General features: G+C 45.8%; 19 protein-coding genes. 3 read left to right on the top strand and 16 right to left on the bottom strand.

What is annotated here, in order from left to right; all coding sequences use genetic code 11:
* Positions 1-26 precede the first annotated feature (26 nt).
* Positions 27-671 (top strand): peptide-methionine (S)-S-oxide reductase MsrA, encoded by a 645-nt coding sequence (gene msrA / locus RIH33_RS19015; RefSeq protein WP_406651395.1) that lies wholly within the window; start codon positions 27-29, stop codon positions 669-671.
* Positions 672-707: 36 nt separating this feature from the next.
* Positions 708-1,118 carry a Dabb family protein gene (locus RIH33_RS19020; protein WP_406651394.1) on the top strand — a complete coding sequence of 137 codons (411 nt, stop codon included), beginning with the start codon at positions 708-710 and terminating at the stop codon, positions 1,116-1,118.
* An 8-nt stretch (positions 1,119-1,126) separates the two neighbouring features.
* Here the strand turns inward: RIH33_RS19020 and RIH33_RS19025 are convergent, their stop codons facing one another.
* The 3 genes from RIH33_RS19025 to RIH33_RS19035 form a co-directional block, all read right to left on the bottom strand.
* On the bottom strand, positions 1,127-2,326 hold the full coding sequence (locus RIH33_RS19025) for a GAF domain-containing protein (RefSeq protein ID WP_406651393.1): 1,200 nt from the start codon (positions 2,324-2,326) through the stop codon (positions 1,127-1,129).
* 94 nt (positions 2,327-2,420) lie between these two features.
* On the bottom strand, positions 2,421-5,324 hold the full coding sequence (locus RIH33_RS19030; RefSeq protein WP_406651392.1) for a PD-(D/E)XK nuclease family protein: 2,904 nt from the start codon (positions 5,322-5,324) through the stop codon (positions 2,421-2,423).
* Positions 5,321-8,500 carry a UvrD-helicase domain-containing protein gene (locus RIH33_RS19035; protein ID WP_406651391.1) on the bottom strand — a complete coding sequence of 1,060 codons (3,180 nt, stop codon included), beginning with the start codon at positions 8,498-8,500 and terminating at the stop codon, positions 5,321-5,323. The genes RIH33_RS19030 and RIH33_RS19035 overlap by 4 nt, the downstream gene beginning before the upstream one ends.
* Positions 8,501-8,683: 183 nt before the next feature.
* Here RIH33_RS19035 and RIH33_RS19040 point away from each other — a divergent pair, with 183 nt between their 5' ends.
* Positions 8,684-9,046, top strand: a complete 363-nt coding sequence (locus RIH33_RS19040; RefSeq protein ID WP_406651389.1) for an energy transducer TonB — start codon at positions 8,684-8,686, stop codon at positions 9,044-9,046.
* Here the strand turns inward: RIH33_RS19040 and argH are convergent.
* From argH to RIH33_RS19105, 13 genes are all read right to left on the bottom strand, one after another.
* A complete protein-coding gene (argH, locus tag RIH33_RS19045) occupies positions 9,043-10,374 on the bottom strand; it encodes an argininosuccinate lyase (RefSeq protein ID WP_406651388.1) in 1,332 nt (443 codons plus the stop codon). The genes RIH33_RS19040 and argH overlap by 4 nt on opposite strands.
* Before the next feature lie 5 nt (positions 10,375-10,379).
* Positions 10,380-11,468, bottom strand: coding sequence for a M20 family metallo-hydrolase (locus RIH33_RS19050; RefSeq protein WP_406651387.1), 1,089 nt, complete (start codon positions 11,466-11,468; stop codon positions 10,380-10,382).
* On the bottom strand, positions 11,446-12,222 hold the full coding sequence (gene argB / locus RIH33_RS19055) for an acetylglutamate kinase (protein WP_406651386.1): 777 nt from the start codon (positions 12,220-12,222) through the stop codon (positions 11,446-11,448). Before argB ends, RIH33_RS19050 begins: the two co-directional genes overlap by 23 nt.
* A gap of 3 nt (positions 12,223-12,225) precedes the next feature.
* Positions 12,226-13,170: an N-acetylornithine carbamoyltransferase gene (locus tag RIH33_RS19060; RefSeq protein WP_406651385.1), complete on the bottom strand. Its 945-nt coding sequence runs from the start codon at positions 13,168-13,170 to the stop codon at positions 12,226-12,228.
* Between the two features lies 1 nt (position 13,171).
* Positions 13,172-13,975 carry a pyrroline-5-carboxylate reductase gene (proC, locus tag RIH33_RS19065; RefSeq protein ID WP_406651384.1) on the bottom strand — a complete coding sequence of 268 codons (804 nt, stop codon included), beginning with the start codon at positions 13,973-13,975 and terminating at the stop codon, positions 13,172-13,174.
* 2 nt (positions 13,976-13,977) lie between these two features.
* A complete protein-coding gene (argC, locus tag RIH33_RS19070; RefSeq protein ID WP_406651382.1) occupies positions 13,978-14,946 on the bottom strand; it encodes an N-acetyl-gamma-glutamyl-phosphate reductase in 969 nt (322 codons plus the stop codon).
* Entirely contained in the window at positions 14,939-16,135 is a 1,197-nt protein-coding gene (gene argG / locus RIH33_RS19075) for an argininosuccinate synthase (RefSeq protein WP_406651381.1), read from the bottom strand. Before argG ends, argC begins: the two co-directional genes overlap by 8 nt.
* Positions 16,132-16,746, bottom strand: a complete 615-nt coding sequence (locus tag RIH33_RS19080) for a GNAT family N-acetyltransferase (protein WP_406651380.1) — start codon at positions 16,744-16,746, stop codon at positions 16,132-16,134. The genes argG and RIH33_RS19080 overlap by 4 nt, the downstream gene beginning before the upstream one ends.
* A gap of 233 nt (positions 16,747-16,979) precedes the next feature.
* The gene (locus tag RIH33_RS19085) at positions 16,980-17,543 is read right to left on the bottom strand and encodes a DUF502 domain-containing protein (RefSeq protein ID WP_406651378.1); all 564 of its coding nucleotides are present in this window, start codon (positions 17,541-17,543) and stop codon (positions 16,980-16,982) included.
* Positions 17,544-17,625: 82 nt separating this feature from the next.
* The gene (gene nqrE / locus RIH33_RS19090; protein ID WP_406651377.1) at positions 17,626-18,237 is read right to left on the bottom strand and encodes an NADH:ubiquinone reductase (Na(+)-transporting) subunit E; all 612 of its coding nucleotides are present in this window, start codon (positions 18,235-18,237) and stop codon (positions 17,626-17,628) included.
* Between the two features lie 12 nt (positions 18,238-18,249).
* A complete protein-coding gene (locus tag RIH33_RS19095) occupies positions 18,250-18,930 on the bottom strand; it encodes an NADH:ubiquinone reductase (Na(+)-transporting) subunit D (RefSeq protein ID WP_406651376.1) in 681 nt (226 codons plus the stop codon).
* 19 nt (positions 18,931-18,949) lie between these two features.
* Positions 18,950-19,648: an NADH:ubiquinone reductase (Na(+)-transporting) subunit C gene (nqrC, locus tag RIH33_RS19100; protein WP_406651375.1), complete on the bottom strand. Its 699-nt coding sequence runs from the start codon at positions 19,646-19,648 to the stop codon at positions 18,950-18,952.
* Positions 19,649-19,697: 49 nt separating this feature from the next.
* Entirely contained in the window at positions 19,698-20,888 is a 1,191-nt protein-coding gene (locus tag RIH33_RS19105) for an NADH:ubiquinone reductase (Na(+)-transporting) subunit B (RefSeq protein ID WP_406651374.1), read from the bottom strand.
* Between the last annotated feature and the right edge of the window lie 3 nt (positions 20,889-20,891).

Consider the following 20,891-nt stretch of genomic DNA (forward strand, 5'->3'; position numbering starts at 1 on the left):
AATGTTGTATGACAAACGATATTAATATGAAAAATTTATTTTTAATCCTGGTGCTGTCTTTCACCATGAGCTGCAATGGCAACAGCAGTACTACCCAAACCGTCAACAAACTAAGCGATCAGAATTTTTCTACCCTCGACACTGCCACCTTTGCCGGCGGATGTTTTTGGTGCATAGAAGCGTCTTTCGAACAGATTAATGGAGTGACAGAAGCGGTATCCGGATATGCCGGCGGAGCACAATCCAATGCCAAATATGACCTGGTCAGTTCCGGTCGCACCAAACATGCCGAAACGGTTCAAATTTACTTCAACCCGGAGGTCATTGATTACGGCACACTTCTCGACATCTTCTTCACTGCACACGACCCTACCCAGCTCAACAGGCAAGGCCCGGATGTAGGCCCTCAGTACAGGAGTGCAATTTTCTACCACAATCAGGAGCAAAAAGACCTTGCAGAAGAAAAGATTGCAGATCTTCAGGCGAGGTTTTCTTTCAGAATTGTCACTGAACTAACTCCCTACACCATCTTCTATGAAGCTGAGGCCTATCATCAGGATTATGAAAAAAATCACCCCTTCAACCCATACATTATGAACGTCTCCAGGCCAAAAATTGATAAAGTGAAGAAGCAATTTTCAGATCGCCTGAAAAAGGAAATCCGCGACTGATCATTTTTTTATAAATTGGTTTCAAAATCCAATTCCATGAACAAGAGAAGAACATTTTTCAATAAATCACTACTATCCCTAGCCGGTTTAAGCCTTATGCCCACCATGTTGAAAGCCACACAAAAAGACAAAGTAATAGATGGTCGTTTTATTCATATGGTCTTCTTTTGGCTGAAGCCAGAGACGGATATTGCAGCCTTTCAGCAAGCCACTGAAGACTTTCTGCGTCAGGTGCCTGAAATCGTCAACTATCACCTGGGAGAACCTGCCGGCACTCCCCGCGAGGTGGTCAACAACACTTATTCAGTAAGTCTGGTGGTGACCTTTGCCAGTAAAGAAGATCAGGATGTATATCAAAAACATCAGGCTCATTTGAAATATATAGCGGAAAACAAGGACAAATGGACTGACGTGAAGATTTTTGACTCCTGGGGAAAGGAGGGTTAAACCTGCGACTATAGTCGGGTTTTTACTACTGAGAAAAGGAGTTTAACCCGACCTTCTTCCATTCGTACTGATACGGTAGGATTCTCGTCAGTGTGTATTTTAAGCTCTTTGACTATCTCCAATAGGTTCGCTTCGGGCATTCCCTTGGCTTCCAACACCAGGGCGGCATTAGCGACTGTAGATTCCATTGTGATCCTGATCTTTTCCTTTAGACCAAGATTGACCATTCTGGAGGCGAACATAGAGAGTGTCATCGCCAGAAGCGACACTCCGAATGGCCGGGGTGTGGAAACAAATATATCCTCTTCAATTTCCGGCAAGAGCACGCCTCCGCTCTGGACCGTACTATGCCTGGCCAGCTCCCGCCCGGAGATGGCAATCTCCGACAGTAAAGTGGTGGTGGATGAATGGAAAACATGCTCCAATGCATCAATGGAATCCTCTGCGTCATCCACACTCACGGTGATGTCGTATAAGCCATTCTGGTATTTATCCAACGCTTCCTTGGCGCGTGATAGTGTTTTTAACATCTCCTCCTTTGAAAACGTGCGGCCATACAATGAGCGCTCGGCTATCCGCAAAAAAGTACTCAATTCCAGAATGGTGGCATGTCCCACATCGATCCCGGACCTGATTGGCCTTAGCAATCCCCTCAGTTCTACCAGCGCCGGAAAGGCCGCATGCTCCAGGAGCGCCGTATTGGATTGATTTCTGTGGCTGGCCAGTGCCGAGAGTCTGCCATTCACCAGCATTGATAATTTTCTTAAATCATCACGCTCAGTTTCTGTGAATTTCCGGGGCTTGGTATCCAGCACGCAAAGTGAGCCTACCACCGTATCATTGAAGGTGACTGGCATACCCATGTAGGCCCGAATATCATATTGCTCTACCAATTCTTTCGGGACCCGGTCGTCCGTGAGGGCATTCTCTACCTCAAATGACTCTCCACTATCCACCACAAACTGACAAAAGGAGATGTCCCGATCCGTTCCCCTCATGTCTGCCAGATCCTGTGGCAACCCATAATGGGCCTTGAAAAACTGAACGTGCTCCATGACCAGGGTAACAAGTGCGATGGGGGTGTTCAGGTCGCGGGCAGCCTCCTCCACTATCATCTTGAGCTTCTCGTCATCCGCCTCCGCCAGTAGCTCACGACTAAATGCTGCATTGCGATCTGATCGGGATCCTAAATCATTGATTTTATTCATTCGATTCGCCCTGGGAATTTAAAAAATGTGCAATTATGGTTAAGTTAATCGTAAATCACAAAGTACACAACCACCTCCCCAGGCAAACCGTTCCTTACCTTCCGCAAATTTCCCGATATGGACAAAATCCGCATTTCTTATGGTCTGTGGTCTGATCAAAGGGCTGATTCACACTGTACATTTCTGTGAGCACATCCTCCAATACCTGCTCAAACCCAGCTTCGTATTGATCAAAATTAGACACTCCTGTCTTTTGCTGGTTATCAAAAACCTTCCATTCAAAGTCCTTACTAAACAGGTCCCGACTGTTGAAAATACCGGGCTCTATTACTTCATAGTCGCCAACAAATTTCTTCTTAAATAAGTAGCTGTAAAAAAGCACCTGAAAAACGGCTTTCTTCCGGTTTTTATCCTCCCTGTCCACCAAAGACTCCACCGTGGTAAACACCTTCTCATCACGACCCGTCTTGTAGTCTATCACCCGCACTTTGCCCTCTTTGATATCCAGCCGATCAATGATTCCCTTAAGTCTTACACGTCTGGCCTTGCCATCTGCCGCTATCGGAAAATCAATGGAGTAGCCATCTCTGCTATCTGCCTCCAATCCCAGAATGCGGTAAGGCGCATACTGCTTGTCATATTCAAGTATCTTATGAATGAATTTGGTGAGAATGTCCGCGGCGATGACCGACCGTCCCTCCAGCTGAAACTTCTTTTCATTCTTAATGCCATAGTGCTTGATAAACGCTTTATTGATGGCTCCCCGTACCCCTTCCCTAATCCAAAACAGGTCCTCGGGGTACACGACATCACGTTTCTCGCGTTTGATAAACTCCTTATAAAGCAGCTCCATGCTGTCGTGGAGGATATTTCCAAACACCATGGGATCCATCTCCTCCTGCACCACATCGGGTTCGTAGAGTCGTTCTACGTATTTAAAATAAAACTTCAGCCTGCAATCCAGATAGGTATTGATGGCACTGGGTGTGAATGCGGAAGGCCTGGTTTCACGGTCGCCTTCAAAACCCTCAAGATAGCGCTCCATTTTCCTCAGAATGGGTTCATTTTTCTGAATCACAATAGGCCTGGGGGCCTCCGTCTTAATAGGACTTGCCAGTATTCGCTTGTGGATGGTGAATTTCGATTCTACTTCAAGCTGCTGCACCAGTCGGCTCAGTTCTCCATTCACGTTGAATTCGGCCACCGTGTTGTAAAAGAAGTGAACATGCCTGGCCCGCTGCAGCAGCCGATAAAAGAGATAAGCGTATATAGCATCCTGATGATCAAACACCGGGAGATCAAAGGCCTTTCGAATATTATACGGAATAAAAGATCCACGTCGGGGAGCGGCAGGCCAGCTGTCCTCGTTCATATTCAGAATGAATACATGGTCAAAGTCAAGGTTTCTGGTTTCGAGGATTCCCATCACCTGCAGACCATTCAAAGGCTCACCTGTAAATGGAATTTTCAGGGTTCGGGCCAGCCTTCGAAACAGCTTGATCAGGAAGTCATAGCTCAGTCCCTGAGAGCGTTCCCCCATCATTTCATGCAGCTGGCTGACATGCAGGTAAAACCTGCTGATAAACTCTAACTCCAGGTCATGACTCTTATCTTTCCAGGTTGCATAAAGCTCCTTCAGAATGGATAGAAGGTATTCGAAAGCATTCTCTGGTTTTTGAAAAATCAAGGTGAAGATGGGGTGCTCCAATACAATCTCTTCCTGATACAAGGTAATCCTGTTTCGGGTTCTGATCTCACGTACAAGTTTTTTAATGGGTTCCTCCTCCAATACATAAAGAAGTGGATGCTCCAGCAGCTCTATCAGAGGCTTGTAGTAAAATGAAGTACCATTGATCAGATTGTCCTTCCGCATATTTTGAAGCAGCAGTACACTCTCCAGCAGGCTATAAACAGGGGTGTCCTTCAGTGGATAACCCATAGTGATGTTCACCTTATCAATCTCATCCGGAATAGCATGCAGGGTGGGAAATAGCATGTGTTCCTTGGGGAGTACCACCACTGCCCTTTGCGGATCAAACGACTCATTGGAAGACAGTTCTTTTAAAATTTCGGCCAGCGCCTTCGTTTGCCCCACCTCCAGCGATACCCCTGTGGCATCCATTTGTTTTTCAGTTTCAAATCGCTGAGGCCGTTCCGTGGGGAAAGTCTTTCCCAAAATGCTATCACGGGCATAGTCTCTCAGAAAAAAACCAGCTTCCTGTCTCGGATTACTGAAGTAATAGTCGTCCAGGTCCCATATCACCTGTGCATTTTCCTCCTGCACAAAATGTTTGATGATCTTCTCTTCGGTAAAGGTGAGGGCGTTGAACCCTGCAAAGTACACCTTACGTCCCGTGCGTAAATGGGTCTCAGACAAATGCTCGACAATTTCCCGGTAGATCATCCCCCCATAAGCTTCACCACGTCTGCGCAAAGTCGCTTTGAACTCCGTGTAGATGGGCAGGAGAATCTTCCAGGTCTCCAAAAAAGCCTCCTGGCTCCTGGTGGTTTTGGGCAAAAAGCTAGACCAAAAACTTTGAATGATACGCTTATCCTCTTCATCCAGAAAGTAAAACTCCTCATCCAGTTCTTTCTGAGATTTAATGCTGGTAAAAAGCTGCTCCGGATTGACCAAATACTGATCAATCTCCTCAAAATCCCTGAGGATCATCTCACCCCAAAAAAAGAACTGATCGAAAGTCTCCTCGTTTTTCTGATGGGCCTTATAGACCTCAAACAACACAAAAATGGCTTCCAGGGTCTCTATAGGTCTGGCCGTGCTGAACCGTCCCACAAAATCCTGCATACTGGCCACTTCAGGCATCCAAATAGGCCTGGTGATGAATGCGGACAGTGACTGGCGAAAGAACAATCCCGCTCGTCTGTTGGGAAAGACTACAGTGACCTGGTCCAGTTTTCCATCATTTTCCTTCAGAATTCGCTCGGCAAGTTCCGTGATGAACGTGGGTGATGAATGCTTCCCTTGATCTGTCTTCATACTTCCTCCACAGTTAAATCACTCAAATAAACCAAATAACCCCGTACGCCCGGGTATTCCATTTCCTTCAAAATACGAATGTATTCTGCCACCTGACTCTTGTCCTTACTCCTCTTAGATCCTGTTTTAAAATCTATCACGATGGTCTCTTTCTCTGATCTGTTGATCCGGTCTATTCGCTTAAAATCACCACCAGGAAGGAGGATCGGCACCTCATTGGCCACCGTCCATTTAGGATCAAACCAGTCCGCCAAATCCTGATGCGAGATGATGGCCTTCAATTGATCAAAATCGGCATGCCCTGCATACTGGTCCAGATCGGCAGCATAGTGGATCTTACTGAGCACTTCGTGCATTCTTATCCCTTGCAGGGTGGCATCTACAAAAACCGCCTCACTGAGCTCGGCTGAGCCCTTGATTTGCACACTCACCTTTCCGCGCCATGGGGTAGAAAGGTACTCGTCCAAACCAAACTCAAGGGTGGATGCACGGACATTTTCTTTACCAGGGATTTCTCCCACCCGGTAAGTACTTGCAGACTCCTGCCAGTACTCAGTGGTACTCAGCAACGCAAACATCAAGTCATAGGTGCTGCCAAACTTCGCCTTGGGCTTTGGCAACTTCCCAAAGCCAATGAGTACTTCCACAGGCCGGGTGAATGCCACATAGAGAAGGTTCAGGTTATCCAGGTATGCTTTTAACTTTTCCTGGTAGTAGGCCTCTGCCCAGTAAGTGTTGGCCAGCTTGTTGTTATATTTCAGCGGTATGACAGGAAGCCTGTTAAACGGAGCATCCGCCAGGGCTCCCTCACACCATAGAATGTTGTCTTTGGTGCCATCATGATCAAAGCTCCACCCCAAAAATGGCAGCAGAACCACCGGGAACTCCAGTCCCTTGGCTTTATGGATGGTCAGTATTTTGATGGCATTGTTGTCATTCGAAATTTGAATAGCACGCTCCTTTCGTACTTCCTCCCACCACTCCAGAAATGATGGAATGTCTCCACGCTCATTTTTGGAATAGTCAAGGATGGCATCCTGAAATCCCTGCAAGTAAGTAAACTCCTGCTTGAACTTATTCAAACTGAATATTCGCACAATGCCCTCTACCAGCTCATAAAGCGGTAGTGTCTTCATGTATTCTTTATGCTTGACAAACTCCTTGGGTACAAAAGCTTTCCAATCCTGATAAGTGGAGAATATGTCACTCTCCACGGTCTCTTCCCGGGAAATGTACCTGCGGTACTCATAAAGCCATTCGTTGAGTACAATGGTGTTTTTCTCGTCGTTCAGCCATTTGATGAGCGAAACAATAAACCTGACCAGATGGCTGGATGTGAGGTACAGGGCCTCGCTGCTTACCACGTCATATTTCAGCTCCGGATCGGCCTCTTCTGAGTTTCTGTAAGCCAGAAATGCATCCGCTACCTTTCTGCCTTCGCTGCTATATCGTGTGAGGATGGCGATATCTCTAAGCTCATACCCCTTTCTCTGCAGATCTTCCACATAGCGAATGGTCCTGGTGATGGCCTCATCCGCCCATTTCTCATCATCCTCGGTATCGTCATCAGAGATAAACTCAATACTTACACTGCCTATCGGCGCTCCGTCTGGTTTAGCGCCCTTTTGGGTCACGTCAGAGAAGGTATCAAACACCTCACTCACACGGTCAGAAACCTTCTGCTTCAGTACCGGATCCAGCACACGCTCTGCCTGATTAAAAAAATGATCCTTTGAAAAATCCCTGGCGGATTCAAAAAAGGAGTTATTGAAATCAATAATCCGCTGATCGCTGCGCCAATTGGTATCCAAATTGTGCGCTTCAACATGATAATCACCAATATCCTCCTTGAGTCGATTTTGAAGCAGTTCCCATTCGCCACCTCTGAAACGGTAAATAGATTGCTTCACATCCCCCACCACCATACTGAAATTGCCCTCATCGGTGGTGTTCTTCACCAATGGCATAAAGTTTTCCCACTGAAAAGCCGACGTGTCCTGAAACTCATCGATAAGGTAATGATTGTAATTGGAGCCGACCTTTTCGTAGATGTAAGGCGTATCACTATCGCTTATGATCTGATGAAGGAAATCCGGTAAATCGGCAATTAACATCACATCATTCTCGTCACGGTAGTTTTGGATGTACTTATTCACCTGTGCCAGGATACCAAAGGTAAAGAGGTAGCGCTGCACTTCAAGGCTGGAAGCATAGCGAACCATATGTTGATCGACATAATGGATCAACTGACTGTACCTTGGTAATATGAAGGACTCCAGGTAGTGATTCAGGTGTCCTTTTTTAAGGTTTGGCTTGGTCAGCCAGGCTTCTATGTTATCCATTGCGGCCCGCCTGGGCTGGCTAATCTCAAAAACCAGCCCTTCCAGCTTTTTAAAAAGTCCCGCAGGCCCATTCCCTCCCCCACTGAAATCCTTAATCGTGAGTCCCTCTTGCTCCAGATACTCTGAGAATTCCCTGCAAAACCTTTTGACCTGGTTTTCAAATCCGAACCTGATCTCATTTAGTTCCTTTTTGATTCGCTCAAAATATCCCGGTGTCTCACTCAGTTTTAGCACCTCCTGTGAGTGCTTTTTAAATTCATCTTTCAGGATTTCCCCAGAAAGTGCGGTAATGTCCTTTCGGAAATCCCACGATTTGCCGTCTTCCACTTTCAATTCAGCAAACTCTGTGAGCCAGTTCCTGAGTTGTTTTTTGTCGGCTTCCCCTATCTCCTGGAGCATTTTATCTATCACTCGCTCCAGTACTGTCTTCTGATCCAGGTCTATGGTAAAGGTGCCCTGCAGGCCCATTTCTTTGGCAAAAGACCGAATGACCTGATTGAAAAAACTATCAATCGTAACAATGCTGAAGCGACCGTATTGATGGAGAATATCGCTGAGGGTAGCTGAGGCCCGTTTTTTTAGTTCGTTGTTGTTAATCCCCAGGTCAGCACACAGGTCAGCCTCCATGGGGTGAGTTTCTCCCGCCGCAAGGGTCTTGAGGATGGCCACAATCCTGTTTTTCATCTCCTCTGTGGCCTTGTTGGTAAAAGTCACACCCAGAATATGCCGGAAAGCGGCTGGGCGGCCAAGTGCAATGGTCAGGTAGGACCTGGCCAGGGTAAAAGTCTTGCCTGATCCGGCTCCCGACCTGTAAATATGGAATGGTTTAGACATGGGCATTAAAGATAGCAAAGGGCCGGTCTTCCTCGCTCCTGAAAACAAGAATTAGCTCGTTAATAATAAGCGCAAATGAGGAAGCATTATTTTCAGAAAACTTAATATTATCTAATTGTTAATTAATTAATATTTGGTTAACATTACCGTATTGATTGAGTAACACAAGATTAAAAATATCAAATGAAGAAATACATATTTTCCCTCGCTTTAGTATCCCTTACCACACTTGCCTTTGCTGCTTCGGATCCCGGCCTTCTTACCCAGGCACGAGCCATTAATCTGGAAGAAGTTGCGGAAAGCATCAAATACCCAACGGTAAGTAACCAAAGTGGTGTCGAAGGAAAAGTGATTATGTACCTGGAAATTGATGCGGAAGGGAATATCTCCAGCACCACTGCACTCGCATATCCATGTAGTAAACTAAAAGAAACTGTTGAGCTAGCGCTCAATGATCTCAAATTCGAACCAGCAAAAAATGCTGAAGGCGAGGCTGTTGCCAGTGCCTTGAGGATTCCATTCGACTTTGAACTAAAGATAGACTAAGCAGTCAGACTGCTAAAACACCCACCTATGTGGATGAAAGGGAACTTACTCAGTTCCCTTTTTATTTTTGCAGCCACCTGATCATTGGCCAGATTACCGACACTACCCAGGTGAGTGTGCTTTATCTCCCGATCCGGTCGATAGGTGCCTTCCTCCACTCGCTTGCCCACCTCCTTATAGGCATCCCTGAAGGGCATTCCTTCCAATACCAACTGATTCACCAACTCCACCGTAAACAGGTAGTCATACCTACTGTCGTTGATCACATCGGGATTTACTTTCACCTGGCCCAGGGCGAAATCCACAATATCCAAACATTGCTTCAGGGTCTGTATACCCGGAAACAAATGCTCCTTAAGCTGCTGTAAATCGCGGTGGTAGCCGCTTGGCAGATTGCTGAGGATAAGGTTTAATTCATTGGGCAAGCTCATGAGCTGATTGCACCGTCCTCTCACCAACTCAAAAACATCCGGATTTTTCTTATGCGGCATGATGCTGGAACCAGTGGTCAACTCATCAGGAAATGATAGAAAACCAAAATTCTGACCGGCATACATACAAACATCCATGGACAGCTTACTAAGTGTTGCGGCTACAGAGGCCATCGCGGTAGCCAGAGCCACTTCCGATTTACCCCTGGTCATTTGTGCATACACCACGTTATAATTAGGCTCTTCAAAACCCAGAAGTGTTGTGGTTTTCATTCTATCCAGTGGAAATGATGAGCCGTAACCAGCAGCAGAACCCAGTGGATTTTTATTGGCAATATCAAACGCCGCCCTCAAAGCAATGAGGTCATCTGAAAGGCTCTCAGCATAAGCCCCCAGCCATAGCCCAATAGAAGAAGGCATGGCTACCTGCATGTGTGTGTATCCGGGAATAAGCACTTCCCTATAGCGGTCACTCTGACTCAGCAGGGTATCTGAAAGTGATTTTACAAGACCTACAATCTCTTCTATTTCACCCCGAAAATACATTTTCAGATCCACCAGCACCTGATCGTTTCTGGATCGGCCGCTATGAATCTTCTTTCCTACTTCTCCCAGCTTCTTGGTAAGTAAAAACTCCACCTGTGAGTGTATATCCTCCATCCCCGGATCAATGGTGAGCTCACCGGTTTTGGCTAGTTGATAAAGCTCCTTTAATTCGGTGCTGAGCACCTCCAACTCATCCTTTGTCAGCAGACCAATGCTCTCTAACATCTCTATGTGTGCCAATGATCCCAAAATATCATAGGGCGCCAGAAGCAAATCCAACTCCTGATCATTTCCAATAGTAAATGCTTCAACTTTTTTGTTGACGTCTGTAGACTTCTGCCAAAGTTTCATGAATATTAATTTGATTTAAAAAGCTTATTGAGCAGCATGAGGTATCCCATGATGCCTTCTTTGATCTCCTCTACGAAAATATATTCGTCTGCCATATGTGAACGGTTGGAATCTCCAGGGCCTATTTTCACCGTTGGGAAAGGCATCAGTGCCTGATCTGACATGGTGGGTGAGCCAAAAAACCTCGTATCCAATGCCTCAGCAGCCTTTACAATTTCATGATCTTTGGTGATCCCGGAAGGCTGCAATCGGGTGGATCGCTCCTGTACATCGCTCTGTACCTGTGCCCTGATCAGCTCCAGTGTTTCTTCATTGCTATACGCATCAGTGGTCCGTACATCCACCACATAGTGGCAGGTGTCGGGCACCACATTGTGCTGGGTACCTGCGGTAATCATCGTCACCGACATTTTAATCGGCCCCAAAGTCTCAGAAGTCCTGGGAAATTGGTAGGTGCGAAACCACTCAATGTCTTTCATCGCTAAATAAATAGCATTTTCACCCTCATCACGTGCCGCATGTCCGGCCACACCTTTGGCATAGCAGTCCAGCACCATCAGCCCCTTCTCATGAATCGCCATGTCCATTTCGGTAGGCTCCCCCACTATTCCAAAGCTGATTTCCCCGAGTTCTCTCAGAATACTCTTAATTCCGCCTGGTCCGGAAATTTCTTCTTCTGCAGTAGCGGCCAGAATCAAATTGTATTTCAGATCCTTCTGGGTATAAAAATACATGAAGGTCATGATGAGTGACACTAAGGCCCCACCCGCATCATTACTCCCCAGCCCAAAGAGCTTTCCATCCTCTTCTGTGGGATCAAAAGGATCTCTCGTATATCCTGCATTCGGTTTTACTGTGTCGTGATGGGAGTTGAGTAATACGGTGGGTTTGGATTCATCAAAATCCTGATTTTTCACCCATACGTTATTGCCCTTTCGCTCAGCAGGAACTTCCTGCTCCTCAAAATATCGCTGAATAAGATCGGCTGTTTTATCCTCCTCCCGGCTAATGCTCTGGGTAGAAATGAGTTGCTTTAGCAAATCCACAGCCTCACTATGGAGCTGATCCGTGTTATATTTGAAGGAGGCTGCCATGGTTTGAGTTGATTTGATCGTATTTACAGATTCTCACACCCTTCACTCCGCTGTGCAGAGCTTTGAATGAATTCTCTAATTTAGGAATCATCCCGCTATGAATAGCGCCTGATTCTTTCATTTCGATAAAAAAAGATTCTTTAAATGGATTGATCAAAGACTCAGGGTCGTTTACGTCCGCCAGCACTCCGTCCAGTTCAAAAGTGAGTGCCAGATTGACCTCAAAAAAGTCAACCATCGCCAAAGCAATGGTTCCGGCAATGGTATCTGCATTCGTATTGAGGATGTGTCCGGCGCCATCATGCGTTAGTGGGGCAATCACTGGCACTCCACCGGCTTCAATCATTTTACTTAGAAAGTCTGCATTCACTTCTACAGGATCACCCACCCATCCATAATCTACTCCGTTGGTGATCGGACGCTTTACCGACCTGATAATAGAACCATCTGCACCTGTGAGTCCAATAGCATTCACTCCCAGGCTCTGGAGCTTAGCGGTCATTTGTTTATTCACAAGCCCCCCGTATACCATGGTAACCAAATCTACAGTGGCATCGTCCGTAACACGGCGGCCTTCCACCATTTTGGCTTCCATACCCAGTCGTTCCCCTATTTCTGTTGCAATGCGTCCACCTCCATGCACGAGAATTTTGGGACCTTTGAGGGCCACGAATCCATCCAAAAAGGCTCGCTGCTTTTCAGGATCTTCGATCACCGCCCCTCCTATTTTGATGACATTGAGTGGTTGTTTCATATACTAAAGGTTTTCCAACATTTCTTTAAGCACAGTCTGTGCGCTAAACACCCGGTTGGCTGCCTGGTGGATCACGATGGCGCTTTCTGAATCGAGTACTTCATCAGCGATCACCACATTTCTACGTACGGGCAGGCAGTGCATCACTTTGGCCTGATTGGTATTGACCAATTTGGACTGGTCAATCATCCATTTGGGATAGTTGCCTACCTCACCATAGTTTTTATAGGACGACCAGTTCTTGACGTACACAAAATCAGCCCCCTCAAAAGCCTCTTCCTGATCGTAATAAATTTTGGCTCCCTTTGTAAACTGATCTGACAACTCAAAGCCTTTTGGTTGTACAATGGAAAAGTCAACATCAGCATGGGTCATCCACTGCGAAAATGAATTAGAGACGGCCTGCGGCAGGGCATTGATATGCGGAGCCCAGGATAAAACCACTTTTGGTTTGGGTGTCTTTTTGAACTCGGAGATGGTCACCAAATCAGCAAAAGACTGCAACGGATGCAGAGTGGCTGACTCCAGGCTTACAACGGGCACCCCGGAATGCTTGATAAATGCCTTGATAATTTTCTCGCTGTAGTCTGCTTTCCTATCCTGCAGGGCCGGGAAAGACCGCACACCCAAAATGTCACAATACTGTCCCAACACCGCAGCTGCCTCACGAATGTGCTCAGCTTTACCCCCGTCCATAACCACTCCATCCTCTATTTCTATCTGCCAAGAATCCTGAGTCACATTCATGACCATGGTATTCATACCCAGGTTAGCCGCAGCCTTTTGAGTACTCATTCTGGTTCTCAGACTGGAGTTGAAAAACAAGAGTCCGAGCGTTCTGGTTTCTCCCAGGTGTTTATGGGCAAAGGGGGATTCCTTCAAAGCAAGTGCCTTTTGCACAAACCCATCGAGATCTTTTACATCATTTACAGAAGTAAAATGTCGCATGCTATTTTATATTTTTTATTTTGTCGTAAGACACCATCAAGCCCTTTATCAAAGCCGAGCTCAGTCCCCGGTGCTCCATTTCGTTCAGTCCGGCGATGGTACAGCCCTCAGGGGTTGTAACCTTATCTATCTCCACTTCAGGATGCTGACCGTTTTCCAAAATCAACGAGGCAGCGCCTTTGGCGGTCTGCACAGCGATCATCTGTGCATCTTCAGAATGAAAACCCATCTGCACGCCTCCCTGGGTAGCAGCACGAAGGTAGCGCATAAAAAAAGCAATCCCACTTGCGCCAAGTACCGTGGCCGCCTGCATCAGCTTCTCTTCTATGATGAGGGTCTTCCCAAGTGCATTAAAAATCCTCTGCACTGCCAAAGCATCTTCCTTACTATCCTCAGAGCAGATACACGTCATGGACTCTCCAATGGCAATGGCTGTATTGGGCATGGCCCGAACCACCGGTACCTCCACTTTCAAATGACTCTTGATCTCAGCAATGGAAACTCCGGTGATGACCGATACCAAAAGATGGTCTCTGGTCAGACCCGGATTGATCTGTTCCAGAAGCTTGGGCAACTGCTTGGGCTGGACACACAGCAAAACCATTTTGGCCTGTGTGACTGCTTCCAGGTTGTTGCTGGACACCTGAAATCCCTTAGCCTTCAAATGCCCCACATGGTCGAGGTTTCTACGTGTAAGACAAATCTGTCCGGCATCCTTAAGTTTCTCCTCTACTATTCCCTGGGCAATGGCAATCCCCAGATTACCTGCCCCCAGTATGGCAATATTGCTATCCGTTAACTCCATTTCTAAAATCCGGTTGGTTTAAGATTGAGGCCCATTGATTCTTCCAGTCCAAAGATCAGGTTCATATTTTGAACAGCCTGACCCGAAGCTCCTTTGAGCAGATTGTCGATCATCGAAATAGCCAAAAGCTTGTTGCCTTCTTTTTTCAAATAGACGACTGCTTTGTTGGTATTCACCACCATTTTCAAGTCAGGATTCTTGTTGGTGACATGAGTGAAAGGCTGGTCCTTATAAAACGCTTCATAAAGTGCGTAAGCTTCAGCCTCTGAGGCCTCCGTCTCAAAATATGAGGTGGCAATGATTCCTCGGGTGAAATTGCCCCTAAAAGGAATAAAGTTCACCACATGGGCCTTCCCTGCCAGCTGCGATATACTTTCTCCAATTTCATCCAAATGCTGATGGGTGAAAGCTTTATAAACGCTCATGTTCTCGTTTCTCCAGGAGAAATGAGACGTGGGTGATAAGGACTGTCCAGCTCCTGTAGACCCCGTGATGCCTGTGGTGTGAATTTCCGACTGGATAATCCCAGCTTGAGCAGCTGGCAGCAGTCCCACCTGAATGCAGGTAGCAAAACAGCCCGGATTGGCAATCTTAGTTGCCTTTTGTATTGCTGACCCATTGAGTTCAGGAAGACCATAAACAAAACCGTCTGCGTCAGCCTTTAGCCTGAAATCATTGCTCAGGTCGATCACTTTAACTGAATCAGGAATCGGGTGACGCTCGAGAAATACCCGCGATTCTCCGTGACCTTTGCACAGAAACAGTACATCAATATTTTGATCCAAATCGGCGCTGAAAACCAGACTGGTGTCTCCAATCAGATCCGTATGTATTTCGGTGACCTTCTTCCCCACCTGACTCTCGCTTTGGGCACAGACCACTTCCGTTTTTGGGTGATGAATTAATAATCTCATCAGCTCACCGGCCGTATAGCCGGCTGCTCCATATATTCCTACTCTGATTTTACTCATCCGTCTGGTGGACTTTGTGATAAATCATATTTTGGTTTCCGAAGATCTTAGAAAAGCCCTTTACATCCTCGCCTGACCATGAATTGTTCATTTCGCCATATTTACCAAAGCTGGATTGCATCAGGTCATGCTCCGAGGTAATACCGATCACATAAAATCGATAAGGTGCCAGATGTACTTTTACCGTTCCGGACACATACTTCTGAGTACTGTCATAGAATGACTCAATATCACGCATGACAGGATCGAGATAGTGTCCTTCATGAAGTAGATTGCCGTAAGTCAGTGACAACTGATCCTTCATCAACAACTGGTTCTTGGTGAGCACATGTTTCTCAAGCGTATGGTGCGCCTTAATGAGGATGACCGGGGCGGCGGCTTCAAAGCCTACTCTCCCTTTAATGCCGATAATGGTATCCCCCACATGGACATCTCTCCCCAGCGCATAGCCACTGGCTAGGGTATTGAGTTGCTCTATGCATTGCACTGGTGTGAGGGTCTTGCCATTCAAACCAACAGGCTCGCCTCCTTCAAAGGAGATCTCCACCACTTCTTCACCCGTCTCTTTTAACTGACTTGGGAAAGCCGCTTCCGCTAGAAACTGATCTGAAGTTAAAGTCTCCTTTCCCCCTACCGAGGTGCCCCAAAGACCCTGGTTCACCGAATACAAGGACTTTTCCCAGTTACCACTCACTCCGTGATCAATCAGGTATTGTATTTCTTCTTCTCTGGAAAGACGTTTATCCCGAATGGGCGTAATGATCTCTTTTTCAGGACACAGGATATTGAAGATCATATCAAAACGTACCTGATCGTTGCCAGCACCGGTACTCCCATGGGCAATGGCATCTACGCCAAGTTTAATGGCTTCCTTGGCAATGGCCGTAGCCTGAAAAACCCGCTCAGCACTCACTGAAAGTGGATATGTGTTATTCTTTAGCACATTGCCCGCAATGAGGTATTTGATGGCCTTTTGATAAAACTCTTCGGTAACGTCTACATTGGAATGAGACTCGCTCCCCAATGATCGGGAGCGCTCCTCCAGTTTGTCCAGTTCCTCCTTTGTAAATCCACCGGTATTGACGGTGACAGTGTATACTTTGTATCCCAGTTCCTTGAGGTAAAGTGAGCAATAAGTGGTGTCCAATCCACCACTGAAAGCCAGCAATACCTTTTTCTGATCACTCATTTAATCTGTACTTTTTGTTTCCACATCATTAATTTCTCCTGCACCTTTTTGCTGCGCTGCTTCCATTTACGCTTCTTCTCCTCAGGATCATAGAGCATGCCCGTACACAGGCAGTGCTGATGGTTCTTGCGGGTGAGAATATCATAGTTTACGCAGCTGCTACAGCCCTTCCAGAAGGCCTCGTCATCCGTGAGCTCAGAAAAAGCAACCGGTCGGTAACCCAAATCTGAATTGATTTTCATGACAGCCATGCTGGTGGTCAGACCGAAAAGCTTGGCCTCCGGGTACTTTTCTCTGGAAAGCTTGAAAGCCCTTGCTTTGATGGCCTGGGCCAAACCATTATTTCGATAATCGGGGTTTACAATGAGTCCCGAATTGGCCACATATTTTCCATGACCCCATGTTTCAATGTAGCAAAAACCGGCAAGCTTACCTGATTTGGTCAGGGCAATCACCGACTTTCCGTCAGCCAGCTTTCCCTGAACATACTCAGTAGATCTTCTGGCTATGCCAGTGCCTCTTTTTTCGGCACTGTCAGCAATCATATCGCAGATTTGCTCAGCGTAATGTATATGTGATGCATCGGCAACCGATACAACAAATTTGTCCATTTTAATAAAGAATAGGTGAATAAAGAATTTTAGCGAGGGGCAGGTCACTGCGTAAGTGTCCTATATAAACATATCAGGCAGAGCGCCTGGGAGACATTAGCCTCGGGGTAGAGTAAGACGATATGTGTATATAAGTTTTCAACTCGTATCTAATTCTTAAGACAAAATTATCAACTATTAATAACCAATAGCAAGCTTAAAAGGAGTTATTTTTATTTTAATCACCAAATATTTTATGGCTTTCTTTTAATTGCACCAGATACTCCACCTGACACAATGTACTTCATCAGCTCAGTATTGCTGCCTTCTAGCGTCATAAGACGTGACTTATCCACTATGAAGACATTGCCGGAGAAGTTATACGAATGAGGGAGATATACGGTTACCATTCCGGGCAGGCCGATTTCCGATAAATCTTTCTGGGTGATAAAACCGGGCTTGTAGAGCATGCCGTGCTCATCAAAGGGCACCAGTACCGGGGTGTCAAACTTCTTTTTATCCCCGACAAAAGCGGTCACCAGGTCGTTGATGGCCGTATAGAGAAAGCTCACAATCGGAATTTTCTTAAGTATGTCGCTAAAAAGATCGAAAAAAGGTTTGGCAAAGAGGGTATTGGCGAGGTAGCCAATGAATGCCGTAACAAACAGTACTGTGATCATCCCCAGTCCGGGAATGCTGATGGGCAGTAAACTGTCCGTCCACTTCACCATCTCCACAATGATGTAAATCGTCAAACTAACTGGCGTCACCAGCAACAAGCCTCTCAGGAAATACCTCAGTAATGATTGAATATACATAGCTGCTTTTTAGGGATGAAGTTAAAACAAAAAAGGCTTTGTCGCATTCGACAAAGCCCTTTGAATTTCTTAGGTGAATAGTTTAAAGTGCAATACCTATGAAGGACTTGAACGCCAATCCCATCAAACCTGTGATGAGCATGGTGATCCCTAAGCCTTTCAATCCGTCTGGTACACTTGAGTATTTCAACTTCTCACGAATGGCTGCCAGTGCAATGATGGCCAGAAACCATCCAAGACCAGAACCAAACCCGTAGGCAGTGGCCTGAGCTATGCTATAATCCCTTTGTACCATAAACAATGAAGCTCCAAGAATGGCGCAGTTCACAGCAATCAGGGGAAGAAAAATACCCAAAGATCCGTAAAGTGATGGCGAAAACTTTTCAATGATCATCTCCACCAACTGCACCATAGAAGCGATTACTGCTATGAACATGATAAACTGAAGGAACGTCAAATCCACAGTAGCAAAATCAGAACCCAACCAGGCCAAAGCGCCCTCTTTGAGTACATACTCCTGCAAGAGCCAGTTAACCGGCACGGTAATAGTCAAAACAAAAATAACCGCCAATCCAAGACCAAAGGCCGTAGAAACTTTCTTAGAAACGGCCAGGAATGAACACATGCCTAAAAAATAGGCAAAGATCATATTGTCAATGAAAGTGGCTTTAAGTGCTATATTAAAAATATCCATGATGTCTTTAGCTTAGTGTTCTACGTAACCTGTTTTTGATCGCTGGACCCAAATAAGAATTCCCAATACCATGAAGGCCCCTATCGAATCCACCATCAGACCATTTGTTGGGAAATTTGAAAGGCCTATGGCTTCAAACACTTTGAAATCAAATACAGAACCTGATCCAAAGAGCTCTCTGAAAAAGGCTACAACCAGAATGATCCAGGCATATCCGAATCCACTTCCCAAACCATCGAGTATAGAATCATAAGGCTTATTGGCCATGGCAAATGCTTCCAGCCTACCCATAACGATACAGTTGGTAATAATCAGCCCCACGAAAGCTCCGAGCACCTTATACATGTCAAAGTAATAAGCCTTCAGTACCTCACTCACCAAAGTTACGAGCGTAGCAATGATGGCTAGCTGAACGATGATCCGGACCCGTCCCGGAATCAGGTTTCTGATTAGTGAGATGATCAGGTTTGAAAAAACAATAACAGATACCACCGCGATAGACATCACCAATGTGGGTTCCATTTTGATGGTAATCGCCAAAGCCGAGCAAATCCCCAATACCTGAATGGTGATCGGGTTATCCTCGTTCAACGGATCAGCCACAATGCGCCTTCTCCGCTTGGAAAAAAGCGCTTCAGCTGGTTGCTTTACTTCCTCTTTTACTTCTGGTGCTTCTAATGCTTCAGTACTCATAATTTGAGTTATTTGAAAATTAATTGACTGCTACGCTACTTCTGCTAGCCTTTACTTTTTTAATATATCCCTGATAACAAGTAAGGTAATTAACCATCATCTCGTTGACTCCTTTTCCGGTCAGCGTGGCTCCGGACATGCCGTCCACTTCATGTGAGGTCAGGTTAGCATTGCCTTCGCCTTTCACCATTTTTACGGAAACCAGTTCGTTTTTCTCGTTATAAATCTCCTTGCCTTCAAAACGTTTTTGCACCACATCACTAGTGATTCTTGCTCCAAGCCCTGGAGTTTCCTGCTTATGGTCAAAGGCCACTCCAAGGATGGTATTCAGATCATTGCCAACTGCCAGGTATCCTGAGATCCAATCCCACAGTCCTGACCCGAACATTGGAAAAACATAAGCCTCCACTTTGGATGAATCCTTTTCATTCATGAACTTAAAAACAGGATACAAACGATCCTCCGGAGCAAAGCGATAGTTCTTCTGAATATTCACTTTCTCTGCTACGATCGTGTTTCCTTTGGTGTCAGTGGTAACCACCGCACCATTGTAGTCCACTACAAGCGACTTCACCTTCTTATCATAAAGGGCAAGAAGTTCATTTGGCTCCTCAATAGAAGAAATATCCATCACCGCACCCAGAATTTTCTTCTTGGTGTCAAGTTCTACCTGTTTGTCCTGAGCAGGCTTAAGACCCACTGAAGCAAGTGATAGCAAACCGCCCAAAACTACTGTAAGGACAACTGAAAATAAGATAATGTATGTATTAGACCGTTGCACGTTTTAATCTTCGTTTTTTGTTAGCATCTACTACGTAATAATCAATAAGTGGAGCGAAAACGTTCATAAACAGAATCGCCAGCATGATTCCCTCAGGATAAGCCGGATTTACCACCCTGATAAGCACTGTAAGTAACCCAATCAGAAAGCCATAAATCCATTTTCCAACTTCTGTCTGTGCCGCTGATACAGGGTCAGTAGCCATGAATACTGCACCAAAAGCCATACCCCCAACCACCAGATGGTAGTGAGCAGGAAGGTCCATATAAGAATTGGAACCTACAAGATTGAATACCACGCCCATAAAATAGGCCCCACCAAATACACTGGCAATGATTTTCCAGCTACCTACACCAGTCCCTACCAGTATAACTGCTCCTATCAGACACATTAGCGTAGAAGTTTCTCCAATCGATCCGGGAATGATTCCTATAAATAAATTCCAAAAGGAGTACATTCCATCGTACCAATGTGCAGACATATCGGCCATCATATCGGTACCGTTAGAAACGGCAGTAGCTCCATAAGACAATACCGTAGCGCCACTGAAGGCATCTACAGGTTGTTTATCACCAAAATAGGTCCAAACGTCTCCTGAAATATTCGAAGGGTATGCAAAGTAAAGAAAAGCTCTTGCTGTAAGTGCCACATTCAGGATATTCATCCCTGTGCCACCAAAAGCTTCTTTACCAATAACGACCGCAAAAATAGTAGCCAATCCCACCTGCCATAGCGGAATGGTCGGAGGCATAATCAGTGCAATCAGCATACCTGTAACCAGAAAGCCCTCACTAATGGGGTGATTTCTGATCACACAAAAGGTAAACTCAGTGAGCAAACCCACTGAGTAGGAAACGATGAGGATTGGAACCACTGCCAGGGCACCAATCAATATTTTGTCAAGCAATACAGCGTCTTCACCTATAGAAATAAAATGCTGATGTCCAACATTCCACATCCCAAACAGGAGTGCCGGAATCATGGCAATCACCACAGTGATCATGATCCGTTTCAAATCCACCGCATCCTTAATCTGCGCGCCTTTGTTGCCAGTAGTGAGATCAGGAGCAAATACAATGGTACGATGCCCTTCGTACAGTGTGTAGAATTTCTCCCACTTACCGCCCTTCTCAAAATTCGGCTTTAGTTTATCAAACAGGTTTTGTAATGGCTTCATGTT

Origin of the sequence: Marinoscillum sp. (assembly GCF_040222955.1) — a bacterium.
Lineage (GTDB): Bacteria > Bacteroidota > Bacteroidia > Cytophagales > Cyclobacteriaceae > Marinoscillum.